Origin of the sequence: Streptomyces pactum, from assembly GCF_002005225.1 — a bacterium.
Lineage (GTDB): Bacteria > Actinomycetota > Actinomycetes > Streptomycetales > Streptomycetaceae > Streptomyces > Streptomyces pactum_A.
This window is the reverse complement of record NZ_CP019724.1, coordinates 2,795,256-2,810,125: the sequence shown is the minus strand read 5'-3', so window position 1 is coordinate 2,810,125 and position 14,870 is coordinate 2,795,256. Positions and strand designations below refer to the sequence as shown.

Below are 14,870 nucleotides of genomic sequence, written 5' to 3'. Positions count from 1 at the left end.
TTCCATGAGCGCCGAGACTCCTGTCGCAGCCGGCCAGTTCACCCGCCGGAGGCTGCAGTTCCGTGCCTGGCGAGGCGCGCGGCCGTTCTGGGCCGGCCTGTTCGTCGCGCTCGGCGGACTCCCCATCGCCTACTTCCCGTACGCGAATCTCCAGATCGGGCACCTGACGCTGGCGATGGCCACCACCGCGGGCGCCGGGTCCCTGATCATCGGTGTGCTGCTGGTCGTCCTGGGCGTCAGCCTGTGGTTCCAGAAGCACGTCCGGGTCTTCGCGGGCGTGGCGGCGATCCTGCTGGCGCTGGTGTCCATCCCCGTGTCCAACCTCGGCGGCTTCTTCATCGGCTTCCTGCTCTCCCTGATCGGCGGGGCGATGGCCGTGTCGTGGGTGCCGGGTGAGCCGCCGCGGGCCGAGCCGCCGGTGGAGGGCAAGGGAACGGGCGACGCGCCCGAGGGCGTGGCCCCCGCAACCATCGTGCCCGGAACCACCGTGCCCGGCGCCTCGGCGCCCGCGACGCCGGTGCCCGACGCCACGATCCCGCAGCCGCGGGACGGGGCGGACGATCCGAATGACCTGTCAGGAACGAGCCCGGCCAACGGGGCGAACGGGAGGCACAGTGCCGGCTGACGAGGTGACCCGCGGGACTGACGTGGAGTCGTCCCGTGTGAGAACCGGGCCGCGCCACGCGGCACCCAAGAAGCCGTTGTTCACGAGGTTCCACATGCCGGCCGGGAAGGCGATAGCCCTGGCGGCGATGCCCACGGCCGTCCTCATGGGGATGGGGTTCACGCCGACGCTGGCCCTCGCCGACGGCAACGACTCGGCCGCGCCGACCTCCAACAGCCTGACGGCCGAGGAGTACAAGGAGTGCGTGGCTGCCCTGGAGGACGCCGGGAAGGACACCTCCGCGTCGCCCACGCCGTCGCCCTCGGCGACCGACGGGGCCGACGACGACAAGGGCGACGAGACGGAGCCCGGCCACTCGGACTCGGGCAAGGACGCGGGCACGGGTGAGCACTCTTCGCCGGATTCAGGTTCCGACGACGAGGGCGACACGGGCGACGAGGCCGACACGGCCGACGAGACCAGCCCCGCCCCGAGCCCGTCCGCGTCGCAGGAGTCGCGGAGCAAGGAGCCGCAGAGCGGGGAGGAGGCCGGCGAGGGCGCCGCGGAGCCGTCCCCGTCCGAGCCCGGCGGCGGTGTGCTGGAGGGCATCGGCGACGCCATCGAGGGCGTCTTCACCGGCGGCAAGAAGGCCGAGGAGAGCCCCAGTCCTACGCCGACCCCCTCGGCGCCGGCGTCCCAGGGCGCCGGCGACGACGCGTCCGACCCGGCAAAGGAGACCACCGGCAAGGACACGGGCGAGGCCACCGACGAGGCCACCGACAAGGTCACCGACACGGCGGACGACGCCGTCGAGGACCCGACCGACGCGGCGTCCGGGGCGGCCGGGGACACCGCGGAATCGGCGGACGACGCGGCCGAGGAGGCGGAGGAGGCGGCCGGTGAGGCCACCGCGTCGCCCACCCCCAGCGCCTCCGAGAGCGCCGGCACGGACGTCGACGACTGCCCGGTCGCCACGGACAAGGAGGGCGGCGTCGACAACACGGTGCCGCTGCCCGACGACCCGTGGTACCTCAACGCCAGCTCGCTGCTGCTGAAGGGCGCCGTCTACGAGGGCATCGTCGAGGTGAGAACGGCCAACGGCAGCACCAAGAAGGTGCTGAAGTACGTCATCTCCAACGGCACCGACATCGGTGACCTGCACCAGACGGTCAACGACGAACAGGCCGGCAAGACGTACCACGTGCAGGCGGCCAAGGGCTCCACCTCCACGATCCGCGACGGCAAGACGGTGATGTACACCGAGAGCATCTCGGGCAACCTGCTCGGGCTGATCCCGGTCACCTTCGACCCGGAGAACCCGCCGCCGCTCGACATTCCGCTGATCTACTTCACGAAGGTGACGGTCGTCCAGGCCGGCCAGTTCGGCGGCACGCTCCACATTCCGGGGCTGCACCAGTACACGACCTGACCGGGCGGGCCCGCAAGCCCGTTCGGGAGCCGCGACGCCGCTGAGGGCGCCCCCTGTGCGCGGGGGGCGCCCTCAGTGCCGTACCGGAGCCGAGTACGGGGGGCCGTCAGGCGCGGCGGGTCTCGCCCAGGTGGTGCACGCGGACCATGTTGGTGGTGCCGGGCACGCCGGGGGGCGAGCCGGCGGTGATCACGACGATGTCGCCGTCGTTGAACCGGCCGAGGCGCATCGTCTCCTGGTCCACCAGGTCGACCATCTCGTCGGTGCTGTTCACGAACGGAACCACGTGCGGCTCCACGCCCCAGCTCAGCGCGAGCTGGTTGCGGGTCGACTCGTCCGTGGTGAAGGCGAGGATCGGCTGGGCCGCGCGGTAGCGGGACAGCCGGCGCGCCGTGTCACCGGACTGGGTGAAGGCCACCAGGCCCTTGCCGCCGAGGAAGTCGGCGATCTCGGCCGCGGCACGGGCCACCGAACCGCCCTGCGTGCGCGGCTTCTTGCCCGGCACCAGCGGCTGCAGGCCCTTGGACAGCAGCTCCTGCTCGGCGGCGGTGACGATCTTCGACATCGTCTTGACCGTCTCGATCGGGTACGCGCCCACCGACGACTCCGCCGACAGCATGACCGCGTCCGCGCCGTCCAGGATCGCGTTGGCCACGTCGGAGGCCTCGGCGCGGGTCGGGCGCGAGTTGGTGATCATCGACTCCATCATCTGGGTCGCCACGATCACCGGCTTGGCGTTGCGCCGGCACAGCTCGATCAGGCGCTTCTGCACCATGGGGACCTTCTCGAGCGGGTACTCGACGGCCAGGTCGCCACGGGCGACCATGACGGCGTCGAAGGCCGCGACGACGCCCTCCATGTTCTCCACCGCCTGCGGCTTCTCCACCTTGGCGATGACGGGGACGCGGCGGCCCTCCTCGTCCATCACGCGGTGGACGTCGGCGACGTCCTTGGCGTCCCGGACGAAGGAGAGCGCCACCAGGTCGCAGCCCATCCGCAGCGCGAACCGGAGGTCCTCGACGTCCTTCTCCGACAGGGCGGGGACGTTCACGGCCGCGCCGGGCAGGTTGATGCCCTTGTGGTCGGAGATGACGCCGCCCTCGATGACGATCGTCCGCACCCGGGGGCCCTCGACCTCGGTGACCTTCAGCTCGACGTTGCCGTCGTTGATGAGTACCTGGTCGCCCTTGGTCACGTCGCCGGGCAGGCCCTTGTACGTCGTGCCGCAGATCGTCCGGTCGCCCGGCACGTCCTCGGTGGTGATGGTGAACTCGTCACCGCGCACCAGCTCGACGGGACCCTCGGCGAAGGTCTCCAGGCGGATCTTCGGGCCCTGCAGGTCGGCCAGGACACCGATGGCCCTGCCGGTCTCCTTGGCGGCGGCCCGGACACGGTCGTAACGCCCCTGGTGCTCCGCGTGGGTGCCGTGGCTGAAGTTGAAGCGGGCCACGTTCATGCCGGCCTCGATCAGCGCTACGAGCTGCTCGTGGGAGTCGACGGCGGGGCCGAGAGTACAGACGATTTTCGAACGGCGCATGGGGCGATCCTATCGGTTTGTTTCGCTGCGGAATATTCCGTCTGGCGGAAGATACAAATGGGCGCCTCGGTGCTCACAAGAGAATTACTCAGCCGTCCTCGGGTGCCCTCACCTTTCCTTTTCGACCAGAGCGTAGGTCTGTGTCGCGATCTCCATTTCCTCGTCGGTCGGCACCACGGCCACCGCCACCCGCGCGTCCGCGGGCGAGATCAGCCGCGCCCGGTCCGCGCGTACGGCGTTCAGCCCGGCGTCGACCACCAGGCCGAGCCCCTCCAGGCCCGCCACGGCGGCCTCCCGCACCGGCGCCGCGTTCTCGCCGACCCCGGCCGTGAAGGCCACCGCGTCCACCCGTCCGAGAACGGCGTAATAGGCACCGATGTACTTCTTCAGCCGGTGAATGTAGATGTCGAAGGCCAGCCGCGCCCGCTCGTCGCCGGCGTCGACACGGCGGCGGATCTCCCGCATGTCGTTGTCGCCGCAGAGTCCGATCAGACCGCTCCTCTTGTTGAGGAGAGTGTCGATCTCGTCGGCGGACATTCCACCAACACGCATCAAATGGAAGATGACGGCCGGATCCATGTCACCCGAGCGCGTACCCATCACGAGCCCCTCCAAAGGCGTCAGCCCCATGGAGGTGTCCACACAGCGCCCGCCCCGCACCGCCGAGGCGGACGCCCCGTTGCCCAGGTGCAGCACGATGACGTTCACGTCCTCGGGCGCCCGGCCCAGCAGCCTCGCGGTCTCCCGCGAGACGTAGGCGTGCGAGGTGCCGTGGAAGCCGTAGCGCCGGACGCGGTGCGCGTCGGCGGTCTCGACGTCGATCGCGTAGCGGGCCGCGGACTCCGGCATCGTCGTGTGGAAGGCGGTGTCGAAGACGGCCACCTGCGGCAGGTCCGGACGCAGCGCCTGCGCGGTGCGGATGCCGGTGAGGTTGGCCGGGTTGTGCAGCGGGGCGACCGGTATGAGGCGCTCGATCTCGGCGAGCACCGCGTCGTCGACGACGGTCGGCTCGGTGAAGTGCTTCCCGCCGTGCACCACCCGGTGTCCGATCGCGGCCAGCTCGGGCGAGTCCAGGCCGAGGCCGTCCTTGGCCAGCTCCGCCGCCACCGCCTTCAGCGCGGCGTCGTGGTCGGGAACGGACCCGCTCCACTCACGGCTGAGGCCGCCCGTCGGGGTGTGCCTGAGCCGTGAGGTCTCCTCACCGATCCGTTCGACCAGGCCCATCGCCAGCCGGTCGCTGCCGCGCATGTCGAGGAGCTGGTACTTCACCGACGAGGAGCCGGAGTTGAGGACGAGGACTCGTGTGCGGCTCACTGGTCGGACGCCTTCTCGCTGGGGGACTGCTGGGCCTGGATCGCCGTGATGGCGACGGTGTTGACGATGTCCTGGACGAGCGCGCCCCGGGACAGGTCGTTGACCGGCTTGCGCAGCCCCTGGAGCACCGGCCCCACGGCGATGGCGCCGGCCGAGCGCTGCACGGCCTTGTACGTGTTGTTGCCGGTGTTCAGGTCGGGGAAGATCAGCACGCTGGCCTGCCCGGCGACCTCGGAGCCGGGCAGCTTGGTCGCGGCCACCGACGGCTCGACGGCGGCGTCGTACTGGATCGGCCCCTCGACCCTGAGGTCCGGGCGGCGCGAGCGGACCAGCTCCGTCGCCTCGCGCACCTTGTCGACGTCCGCGCCGGAACCGGAGGTGCCCGTCGAGTACGACAGCATCGCGATCCGCGGGTCCACCCCGAACCGCGCCGCCGTGGACGCCGACTGGGTCGCGATGTCGGCGAGCTGCTCCGCGTTCGGGTCCGGGTTGACCGCGCAGTCGCCGTAGACCAGGACCTTGTCGGCCAGGCACATGAAGAAGACGGACGAGACGATCGACGCCTCCGGCCTGGTCTTGATGATCTCGAAGGCCGGCCGGATGGTCGCCGCCGTGGAGTGCACCGACCCCGACACCATGCCGTCGGCCAGCCCCTCCTGCACCATCAGCGTGCCGAAGTAGTTGACGTCGGAGACGACGTCGTACGCCAGCTCCACCGTGACGCCCTTGTGGGCGCGCAGGGCGGCGTACTTCTCCGCGAAACAGTCGCGCAGCTCGGAGACCGCCGGGTCGGTCAACTGCGCGCCCTCCAGGTCGATCCCCAGGTCGGCGGCCTTCTTGCGGATCTGCTCGACGGGGCCGAGCAGCGTCAGCTCGCACACGCCCCGGCGCAGCAGCACCTCCGCCGCGTGCAGCACCCGCTCCTCGGTGCCCTCCGGCAGGACGACCCTGCGCAGGTCGGAACGGGCCTGCTCCAGCAGCTTGTGCTCGAACATCATCGGCGTGACGCGGTCGCTGCTCGGGGCGGAGACCCGCTTGTTGAGGTCGGCGGTGTCGACGTACCGCTCGAAGAGGCCGAGGGCGGTCTCCGCCTTGCGCGGGGTGGCCGCGTTGAGCTTGCCCTCCAGGGAGAAGAGCTGCTCGGCGGTGGGGAAGCTGTTGCCGGTCACCGAGAGCACCGGCGTACCGGGGGCGAGGCGGTCGGCGAGGGTGAGGATGCCCTCGCCGGGCACCTCGTCCAGGGTCAGCAGGACGCCGGCTATCGGCGGGGTGCCGGCGCTGTGCGCGGCGAGCGTGCCGATCACCAGGTCGGCGCGGTCGCCGGGGGTGATGACCAGGCAGCCCGGCGTCAGGGCGCTCAGCAGGTTGGGCAGCATGGCCCCGCCGAAGACGAAGTCCAGCGCGTCGCGGGCGAGCCCCGAGTCGTCGCCGAGCACCACCCCGGCCCCGAGGGCGTGCGCGATCTGCGAGACGGTCGGCGCCGACAGCGCGGGCTCGTCCGGCACCACCCAGCACGGCACCGGCAGCCGGTTCGCGAGCCGCTCGGCGATCATGTCCCGGTCCTCGCGGGCGACCCGGTTGGTCACCATGGCCAGGACGTCGCAGCCCAGCCCGTCGTAGGCGCGGAAGGCGTTGACGGTCTCGGCGAGCACGGACTCCGCGGTCTGCTTGCGGCCGCCCACGACCGGGACGACCGAGGCGCCGAACTCGTTGGCGAGCCGCGCGTTCAGCGCCAGTTCGTCAGGGAACTGGGTGTCGGCGAAGTCGGTGCCGAGGACGAGGACGACGTCGTAGTCCCGGGCCACCAGGTGGAACCGGTCGACCAGCGCGGACACCAGCTCGTCCGTGCCCTGTTCGGCCTGGAGCGCGGACGCCTCCTGGTAGTCCATGCCGTAGACGGTCGCCGGGTCCTGCGCGAGCCGGTAGCGGGCGCGCAGCAGCTCGAAGAGCCGGTCGGGCCCGTCGTGGACCAGGGGACGGAAGACGCCGACCCGGTCGACCTGCCGGGTCAGGAGCTCCATGACCCCCAGTTCGACGACCTGGCGGCCGTCGCCGCGGTCGATACCGGTCACGTACACGCTGCGCGTCACGCGTGCTCTCCGTTTCGTCTGGTGGCGGCTGTCCCGTGCACACAAAATCGCCCACCGGGGTGAGCGGAACCCTCTTGACAATACCTCCGGCGATGGATAAGGCGCCCGTCAGCGTCCGGCCGTGCCCGGCCGGAACCGTCGGTGCCCGTCGGTGCCCGTCGGTGCCCGTCGGTGCCCGTCGGTGCCCGTCGGCGGCTGTCGGCGCTCGGCGGTGCTCGTCGACGCGTCGGCCGTGAAACAATTGGACCGGCTCCCCGGTATCAACAGTGAGCAGGAGACACAGCACGATGCGTATCGGAGTTCTCACCGCAGGCGGCGACTGCCCCGGCCTGAACGCAGTGATCCGGTCGGTCGTGCACCGAGCGGTCGACAACTACGGCGACGAGGTCATCGGCTTCGAGGACGGCTACGCGGGCCTGCTGGACGGCCGTTACCGCGGCCTCGACCTGAACGCGGTCAGCGGCATCCTGGCCCGCGGCGGCACCATCCTCGGCTCCTCCCGGCTGGAGCGCGACCGGCTCCGCGAGGCGTGCGAGAACGCCTCGGACATGATCCAGAACTTCGGCATCGACGCACTCATCCCGATCGGCGGCGAGGGCACGCTGACGGCCGCCCGGATGCTGTCGGACGCCGGCCTCCCGGTGGTCGGCGTGCCGAAGACCATCGACAACGACATCTCCTCCACCGACCGCACCTTCGGCTTCGACACGGCGGTCGGCGTGGCCACGGAGGCGATGGACCGCCTCAAGACCACCGCCGAGTCCCACCAGCGCGTGATGGTCGTCGAGGTCATGGGCCGGCACGCCGGCTGGATCGCCCTGGAGTCCGGCATGGCCGCCGGCGCCCACGGCATCTGCCTGCCCGAACGCCCCTTCGACCCCGCCGACCTGGTCAAGATGGTCGAGGAGCGCTTCTCCCGCGGCAAGAAGTTCGCCGTCGTCTGCGTCGCCGAGGGCGCCCACCCCGCCGAGGGCTCCATGGACTACGGCAAGGGCGCGATCGACAAGTTCGGCCACGAGCGCTTCCAGGGCATCGGCACGGCACTGGCCTACGAGCTGGAACGCAGGCTCGGCAAGGAGGCCAAGCCGGTCATCCTCGGCCACGTCCAGCGCGGCGGCGTGCCGACCGCGTACGACCGGGTGCTCGCCACCCGCTTCGGGTGGCACGCGGTGGAGGCCGCGCACCGGGGCGACTTCGGCCGGATGACCGCGCTGCGCGGCACGGACGTCGTCATGGTGCCGCTGGCGGAGGCCGTGACCGAGCTGAAGACGGTGCCGAAGGACCGGATGGACGAGGCGGAGTCGGTCTTCTAGCCGCCGGACCCACCGTTCACGGGTGTCTGTCGACCGCCGCCCAGAAGTGCTCCACGATCCGGTCGAGGAAGTCGCGGCCGGCCACGTCGGAGTCACCGCTGCCGCCGCCCCAGCTCAGGGTGGCGGTCATGTGCCCCTGGTAGTCCTGGTGCAGTACCTGGAGCACGTTCTCCAGGACCCGCCGGTCCAGCGGTGCCACCTTGGCGACCGGGCGCACATAGCCCTGCCAGCGGGTCGTCACGGCGCTCGTCAGCAGGTCGGCGAGCTTCTCCTCGCGCCCCGTGACGGTCACGAAGTCGGGCAGGGTGAGACCGAGCACGTCGGCGAGCGCGGCCGACTGGCGGTCCGTGCCACGCCAGCCGTCCTTCTCCTCCATCCGCAGGTACGCCGGGAGCGCGATCCCGACGGCACGGGCCACGTCCTGCGGCGCCAGCGAACGGGCGACGCGGTGCTCGCGCAGGGTCTGCGGCCGGCCGATCAGATCACCGGGCGAGCACCACAGCACCCCCGCGAGCGCGGTCAGCTCGGGGTTCCGGGGCGAGGCGACGCCCCGCTCCCAGGCGATGACGAGATCCGGGGTGACGTACGGCAGCCCGTACGAGACCCGCATGCCGTGGGCGACGTGCTCGGGCCCCATGTTCAGGGCGGCACGGAGCCGGCGGGCGGCGAGGGCGTTGAACGGGGGACCCGACTGGTTCGGGTGAGGTGAGGGTCGGCGCACGGCCCACACCGTAGGGGTCCGGTGAGGCGCTGACTACGGGCTGTTCAGCCAGCGATACGGATTGTACGAACCTACGGGCGTATGACGGGCGTTCAGCCGGCATATTGCGGGCGCAAGCGGACACCGCCCCGCTCACCCCTTCACCGCCCCGCCCAGCGCGAACCCCCCGCCCAGCCGCCGGGAGATCAGCACGTACAGCAGGATGACCGGCGTCGAGTAGACGATCGAGAACGCCGCGAGCTGCCCGTACGCCACCATGCCCCGGTTGCCGAAGAAGTCGTTGATGCTCACCGACGCGGGCATCTGGTCCGGGGAGAGCAGCAGCATGAAGGGGACGAAGAAGTTCCCCCACATCATCACGAACGAGAACACCGTCACGACCGCCACTCCCGGCCCCATCAGCGGCAGCACGATCCGCAGCAGTGACTGGAACGACGACGCGCCGTCCGTCCAGGCCGCCTCCTCCAGTTCCCTGGGCACGCCGTCCATGAAGTTCTTCATCAGCCAGATGGCGAAGGGGAGCTGGGAGGCGGCGAAGAAGAAGATCGTCCCCTGCATGGTGTCGATCATGTTCACCCGCACGAAGAGGGCGTAGACCGGCACCATGATCGCGGTGATCGGCAGACTGGTCGCGAACAGGATGGTCAGCAGGAACGGCCGGTTCAGCCGCGACCGGAAACGGGAGAGCGGATACGCCGCGAGCGCCGCGCACACCACCGTCAGCAGGGTCGCGCCGCCGCACAGGACGAGGCTGTTGAGCAGCGGGGTGAAGGTGATCTCCGGGGTGAGGATCGCGTCGAAGTTCGCCAGCGTCAGCCCGTCGGGGACCTTCACCCTGAGGCTCGCGCGCGGGTCCAGGGCGGACAGCACCACCCAGGCCAGCGGCAGCACGAACGCGGCGGCGGCCACCAGCAGCCCGGCGTCGGCGGCCAGCCGGCGCCGGTCGCGCCGGGAGGCGGGGTCGCGGCGGGATGCCCGGGGTTCGCGGGGTCCGTGGGGTGCGCGGGACGCGACCGTGGACGCCATCTCAGACCTCCGTCCGCAGCAGGCGCAGGTACACGACCGAGAACAGCGAGCCGATCAGCAACAGCAGCAGCGCCACCGCCGTGCCGTAGCCGATCAGGCTGTTCTGGAAGGCCTGCTCGTACATGAACAGCGGCAGCGTCTGGCTCTTGCCGCTCGGGCCGCCGCGCGTCATCACCCAGATCAGACCGAAGACCGACAGGGTCTGCAGGGTGTTCAGCATGAGGTTGGTGCCGATGGAACGCCGGATCATCGGCAGCGTGATGTGCCACATCCGGCGCCAGCCGCTCGCCCCGTCCACCTCGGCGGCCTCGGTGACCTCCTTGGGGATCTCGTTCAGCGCCGCCGAGTACACCAGCATCGAGAACGCCGTGCCCCGCCACACGTTGGCGAAGGACACCGCGAGGATCGGCAGCGTGAACAGCCAGTTCTGGGAGGGCAGGTGGAGCCAGTCCAGGATGGCGTTGAGGGTGCCCTCGCGGCGGAAGAAGGCGTAGAGCAGGAAGCCCGCCACCACCTCCGGCAGCACCCAGGCCGTGACAACGATGCCACCGGTGAGCGTGCGGACGGGCTTCGAGGCGCGCTGCATCAGCGAGGCCAGCGCCAGCCCCAGGGTGTTCTGCCCGATCAGCGACGACAGCACGGTGAACACCAGGGTCAGCCATACGGCGTTGAGGAACGCCTCGTCCCGGAACGCCCGCCGGAAGTTCTCCAGGCCGACGAAGGACGACTCGGCCTGCCCGGTGAGCTGGAGGTCGGTGAAGGCGATGACGACGCAGTAGGCGATCGGACCGGCGAGGAAGAGCAGCAGCAGGACGACGGCGGGGGAGACGGGCAGGGCGCGCAGCAGCGAGCGGCGGGCGCCGGCCGGCCCCGCACGGCGGGGCGCGGCCACGGGCGGGCCCGGCGGCGCCTTGCGGACCTGGTCCGGCCCCGGGCCCGTGTGCTGCGGCGTGGCCGCGGTCACTTGCGGACCACCTGGTTGTCGGTGGCCTCCTTGAGCGCCTCGTCGTAGTCGCGCGCCGCCTCCTCCACCGACTTGTCGCCGGTCGTCACGCCCTCCATCGCCTCCTGGATGGCGACGGAGACCTTCGGGTACGCCGGGTAGGCGGGCCGGTAGTGGGTGTCGGCGACGAGGTCGGTGAAGAACTCGATGCCGGGCTGGGCGTCCACGTACGCGGGATCACCGGCGACGTCCTCGCGGACGGCGATGCCCGAGTTGGCGATGTACCACTTCTGGGCGTTGGCCTTGGTCTGCATCGTCTTGACGAACTCGAAGGCCAGGTCCGGGTTGCCCGCCTTGGCCGGGATCGACCAGGTCCAGCCGCCGGACATGCTCACCCTGCCCGGTGCCTGCCCGTGCTGGGTGGGCATGGCGGCCAGCCCCAGTTCCTTCGACCACTCGGGCCACTCGTGTCCGCTGCCCTCCAGCCAGTCCTGCGGCAGCCAGGAACCGTCGAGCGCGATCCCGAGCCTGCCCTGCGGCAGCAGCTCACCGCGCACCTTCGTACCGAAGTTGGGATCGAGCGCGTCGGAGACCTCCGGGCCGAGCTTCTCCTCGTACACGGTCTCGACGAAGGCGAGGGAGTCCTTGAACCCCTGCCCCGCCGCGATCCACTTCTTGCCGCCCTTGTCGTACAGCGGGTCGGTGGTCCCGTCGTTCGTGCCGTACAGCAGCATCTGGAAGCCCTGCATGGTGGCGGCCTCACCGGCGGGCTTGCCCGTGTACACGTTGAGCGGGATGACGCCGGGGACCTTCGCCTTGATGGTGCGGGCCGCGGCCAGCACGTCGTCCCAGGTCCTCGGCTGCCAGTCGGCGGGCAGGCCGGCCTTGGCGAACACGTCCTTGCTGAACCACAGGCCCCGGGTGTCCGTCCCGTCCGGGACGCCGTACGTCTTGCCGTCCTGGCCCTTCGCCGCCGCCTTCGCGGTGTCGATGAAACGGTCCCAGTCCTCCCACTTCGCCAGGTACTCGTCGAGGGGCTTCAAGTACCCGCTGGTGATGTCGGAGTTGATGAGGAAGGTGTCCTCGTAGACCAGGTCCGGCGCGGTCTTGGGGGAGCGGAGCATCTGCTGGAGCTTGGTGTAGTACTCCGAGTCCGGGGCCTTGGTGGGCACGAGCTCGACCTTCTTGCCCGGATTGGCCTTCTCGAACTGCTTCTTGATGTCGCCGAGGTAGGTGTCCATCACCTTGATGGAGTTGTCCGTCGACTGCTTGAAGGAGACCTTCACCGTGTCCGGATCGCTGCCGGAGCCGCTTCCGCAGGCGGCGAGTGCGGTGGAGGCGAGCGCGGTGACGGTGAACAGGGCGGCGAACCGGACGGACCGGACGGTGGGACGCACGGGCAAGACCTCCTACGGGCACGACGCTGTGGCCGGGACGGCTGCTCGGCGAACGTAAGAGGAGTGGTCTAGTCAGGTCAATGCGTGTGCGGTGGACAACCTGTGTTCATCGCCCCCGCTCGGCCTCCCGGACCCACCGGTACACCAACTCCGGCCGCCCCACCTGCCCGTACAGCGGGCTCCGCCCCGCGCGCCCCGCGTCCACCAGGTGCTCCAGGTAACGCCGGGCCGTGATCCGCGAGATGCCCACGGCCTCGGCCACCCCGGCGGCGGTGAGGCCCTCGGCCGAGCCGCGCAGCGCGCCCGTCACCCGCTCCAGTGTCGGCCCGCTCAGCCCCTTCGGCAGGGCGGCCGGGCCGGGAGCCCGCAGTGTGGCCAGTGCCCGGTCCACCTCGTCCTGGCCGCTCGCCTCCCCGGCGGTGCCCCGGAACTCGGCGTACCGCACCAGCCGGTCCCGCAGGGTGGCGAAGGTGAACGGCTTCAGCACGTACTGGACGACGCCCAGCGAGACCCCCTCCCGCACGACCGTCAGGTCCCGCGCCGACGTCACCGCTATCACGTCGGTGTGGTGCCCCGCCGCCCGCAGCGAACGGGCCAGTTGCAGCCCGTGCACGTCCGGCAGGTGCAGGTCGAGCAGGAGCAGGTCCACCGGCGTACGGTCCAGCACGCGCCGAGCCTCCGCTCCGGTGTGCGCCTTGCCGACGGCCGTGAACCCCGGCACCCGGCCGACGTACATCACGTGCGCGTCGGCGGCGACGGGGTCGTCCTCGACGACCAGGACCCGGATGGGCTGCTCGGCGGTGCTCATACGGCGCCCCCGGACTCCGGTCTGCCCGCCGGAGCGCCCGGTGCCGGCGCGCGGCCCCCGGTGTCGCCCAGCGGCAGCCTCGCCTCGAAGCACGCGCCGCCGCCCTCGGCCTCCGCCACGGTCAGGGTGCCGCCGTGTCGCCGCACCGCCTGCCGCACCAGCGCCAGCCCCAGGCCCCGCCCGCCCTCACCGGCCGGCTTCGTCGAGAAGCCCCGCTGGAAGACCAGGTCGGCGTGGGCCGGGTCGACGCCCGCGCCGGTGTCCGACACCCGCAGCACCAGCTCCGAGCCGCCGCCCCGGTCCGCGTCGGTGTACGCCGCCACCGTCACCCGCGAGGGCACCCCGCCCTGGGCCGCGTCCACCGCGTTGTCGACCAGGTTGCCCAGGATCGTCACCAGGTCCCGGGCGGGCAGGGACGGCGGCAGCAGCCCGTCGTCCAGTCGGCTGTCCTGCGACACCACCAGCTCCACTCCCCGCTCGTTGGCCTGCGCCGTCTTGCCCAGCAGCAGCGCGGCCAGCACGGGCTCGCCGACCGCCGCCACCACCTGGTCGGTGAGCGCCTGCGCCAGTTCCAGTTCGGCGGTCGCGAAGTCCACGGCCTCCTCCGCGCGCCCCAGCTCGATCAGCGAGACGACCGTGTGCAGCCGGTTGGCCGCCTCGTGCGCCTGCGAGCGCAACGCCTGGGTGAAACCGCGCTCCGAGTCCAGCTCGCCCGTCAGCGACTGCAGCTCGGTCACGTCGCGCAGCGTCACCACCGTGCCCCGGCGCTCGCCGCCGGAGACCGGCGAGGTGTTCACCACCAGCACCCGCTCCGCCGCCAGATGCACCTCGTCCACCCGCGGCTCGGAGGCCAGCAGCGCCCCCGTCAACTGCGCCGGCAGCCCGAGGTCCGCGACGGAGGCGCCCACCACGTCACCGGTCACACCGAGCAGCTCCCGTCCGCCGTCGTTGATCAGCGCGACACGGTACTGCCCGTCCAGCATCAGCAGGCCCTCCCGCACCGCGTGCAGCGCCGCCTGATGGTAGTCGTGCATCCGGCTCAGCTCGTCCGCGTTCATCCCGTGCGTGTGCCGGCGCAGCCGCGCGTTGACCACGTACGTGCCGACCGCGCCGAGCAGCAGCGCGCCGGCCGCCACCCCGAGCAGGGCCGTGAGCTGGTCCTGCGCCCGCTTGCTGATCTCCTCGACCTTGATCCCGGCGCTGACCAGACCGACCACCCGCCCGGTGTCCTCCACGGGCGTCACCGCCCGCACCGACGGTCCGAGCGTGCCCGTGTAGGTCTCGGTGAAGGTCTCGCCCCGCTGCGCCCGCTCGATGTGACCGCGGAAGAGATGGCCGATTTGCTTCGGGTCCGGGTGGGTCCAGCGGATGCCTTCCGGATTCATGATCGTCACGAAGTCCACGTCGGTGTCCCGCATGACCCGCACCGCGTACGGCTGGAGCCGCGCGGTCGGGTCGGGCGTGCGGATCGCCTCCAGCACGGACGGCGAGTCGGCGATCGCGAGCGACACCGACCTGGCCTGCCGGCCGGCCGCCTCCTGGGCCTGCTGCCGGTCGCTGACGTAGGTGAACAGCGCGTACCCGGCGACCACGACCGCTATCAGCACGGCCTGCATGGCGAAGAGCTGACCGGCCAGGCTGCGGGGTATCGGGACGCGGAGGGACATGCCGCCAGTCTCCCTCTTGGC

Annotated in this window: 12 protein-coding genes; 3 read left to right on the top strand and 9 right to left on the bottom strand. The window is 71.2% G+C overall.

All coding sequences use genetic code 11. The features are described from left to right. Positions 1-4: 4 nt before the first annotated feature. Together B1H29_RS11465 and B1H29_RS11460 are read left to right on the top strand one after the other, a co-directional pair. Positions 5-625, top strand: a complete 621-nt coding sequence (locus tag B1H29_RS11465) for a DUF6114 domain-containing protein (RefSeq protein ID WP_055421885.1) — start codon at positions 5-7, stop codon at positions 623-625. Further along, complete coding sequence (locus B1H29_RS11460; RefSeq protein ID WP_055421884.1) at positions 615-2,033, top strand: hypothetical protein; 1,419 nt, start codon at positions 615-617, stop codon at positions 2,031-2,033. Before B1H29_RS11465 ends, B1H29_RS11460 begins: the two co-directional genes overlap by 11 nt. Before the next feature lie 106 nt (positions 2,034-2,139). Here the strand turns inward: B1H29_RS11460 and pyk are convergent, their stop codons facing one another. The 3 genes from pyk to pta all read right to left on the bottom strand — a co-directional run bounded on the left by pyk (position 2,140) and on the right by pta (position 6,974). Next, entirely contained in the window at positions 2,140-3,570 is a 1,431-nt protein-coding gene (gene pyk, locus B1H29_RS11455; RefSeq protein WP_055421883.1) for a pyruvate kinase, read from the bottom strand. 108 nt (positions 3,571-3,678) lie between these two features. Next, positions 3,679-4,884, bottom strand: coding sequence for an acetate kinase (locus tag B1H29_RS11450; protein WP_055421882.1), 1,206 nt, complete (start codon positions 4,882-4,884; stop codon positions 3,679-3,681). Continuing rightward, on the bottom strand, positions 4,881-6,974 hold the full coding sequence (gene pta / locus B1H29_RS11445; protein WP_055421881.1) for a phosphate acetyltransferase: 2,094 nt from the start codon (positions 6,972-6,974) through the stop codon (positions 4,881-4,883). The genes B1H29_RS11450 and pta overlap by 4 nt, the downstream gene beginning before the upstream one ends. Before the next feature lie 287 nt (positions 6,975-7,261). Here pta and B1H29_RS11440 point away from each other — a divergent pair, with 287 nt between their 5' ends. Then, positions 7,262-8,287 (top strand): ATP-dependent 6-phosphofructokinase, encoded by a 1,026-nt coding sequence (locus B1H29_RS11440; RefSeq protein ID WP_055421880.1) that lies wholly within the window; start codon positions 7,262-7,264, stop codon positions 8,285-8,287. 16 nt (positions 8,288-8,303) lie between these two features. On the opposite strand, the gene B1H29_RS11435 is transcribed toward B1H29_RS11440, so the two are convergent. From B1H29_RS11435 to B1H29_RS11410, 6 genes are all read right to left on the bottom strand, one after another. Beyond that, entirely contained in the window at positions 8,304-9,017 is a 714-nt protein-coding gene (locus B1H29_RS11435) for a helix-turn-helix domain-containing protein (protein ID WP_055421879.1), read from the bottom strand. Between the two features lie 123 nt (positions 9,018-9,140). Then, positions 9,141-10,034, bottom strand: coding sequence for a carbohydrate ABC transporter permease (locus B1H29_RS11430; RefSeq protein WP_055421878.1), 894 nt, complete (start codon positions 10,032-10,034; stop codon positions 9,141-9,143). 1 nt (position 10,035) lies between these two features. Then, positions 10,036-10,998 carry a carbohydrate ABC transporter permease gene (locus B1H29_RS11425; protein WP_055421877.1) on the bottom strand — a complete coding sequence of 321 codons (963 nt, stop codon included), beginning with the start codon at positions 10,996-10,998 and terminating at the stop codon, positions 10,036-10,038. After that, entirely contained in the window at positions 10,995-12,374 is a 1,380-nt protein-coding gene (locus B1H29_RS11420) for an extracellular solute-binding protein (RefSeq protein ID WP_055421876.1), read from the bottom strand. Before B1H29_RS11420 ends, B1H29_RS11425 begins: the two co-directional genes overlap by 4 nt. Positions 12,375-12,480: 106 nt before the next feature. Next, positions 12,481-13,182 (bottom strand): response regulator, encoded by a 702-nt coding sequence (locus tag B1H29_RS11415; RefSeq protein WP_055421875.1) that lies wholly within the window; start codon positions 13,180-13,182, stop codon positions 12,481-12,483. Then, positions 13,179-14,849: a sensor histidine kinase gene (locus B1H29_RS11410; RefSeq protein WP_055421874.1), complete on the bottom strand. Its 1,671-nt coding sequence runs from the start codon at positions 14,847-14,849 to the stop codon at positions 13,179-13,181. The genes B1H29_RS11415 and B1H29_RS11410 overlap by 4 nt, the downstream gene beginning before the upstream one ends. Between the last annotated feature and the right edge of the window lie 21 nt (positions 14,850-14,870).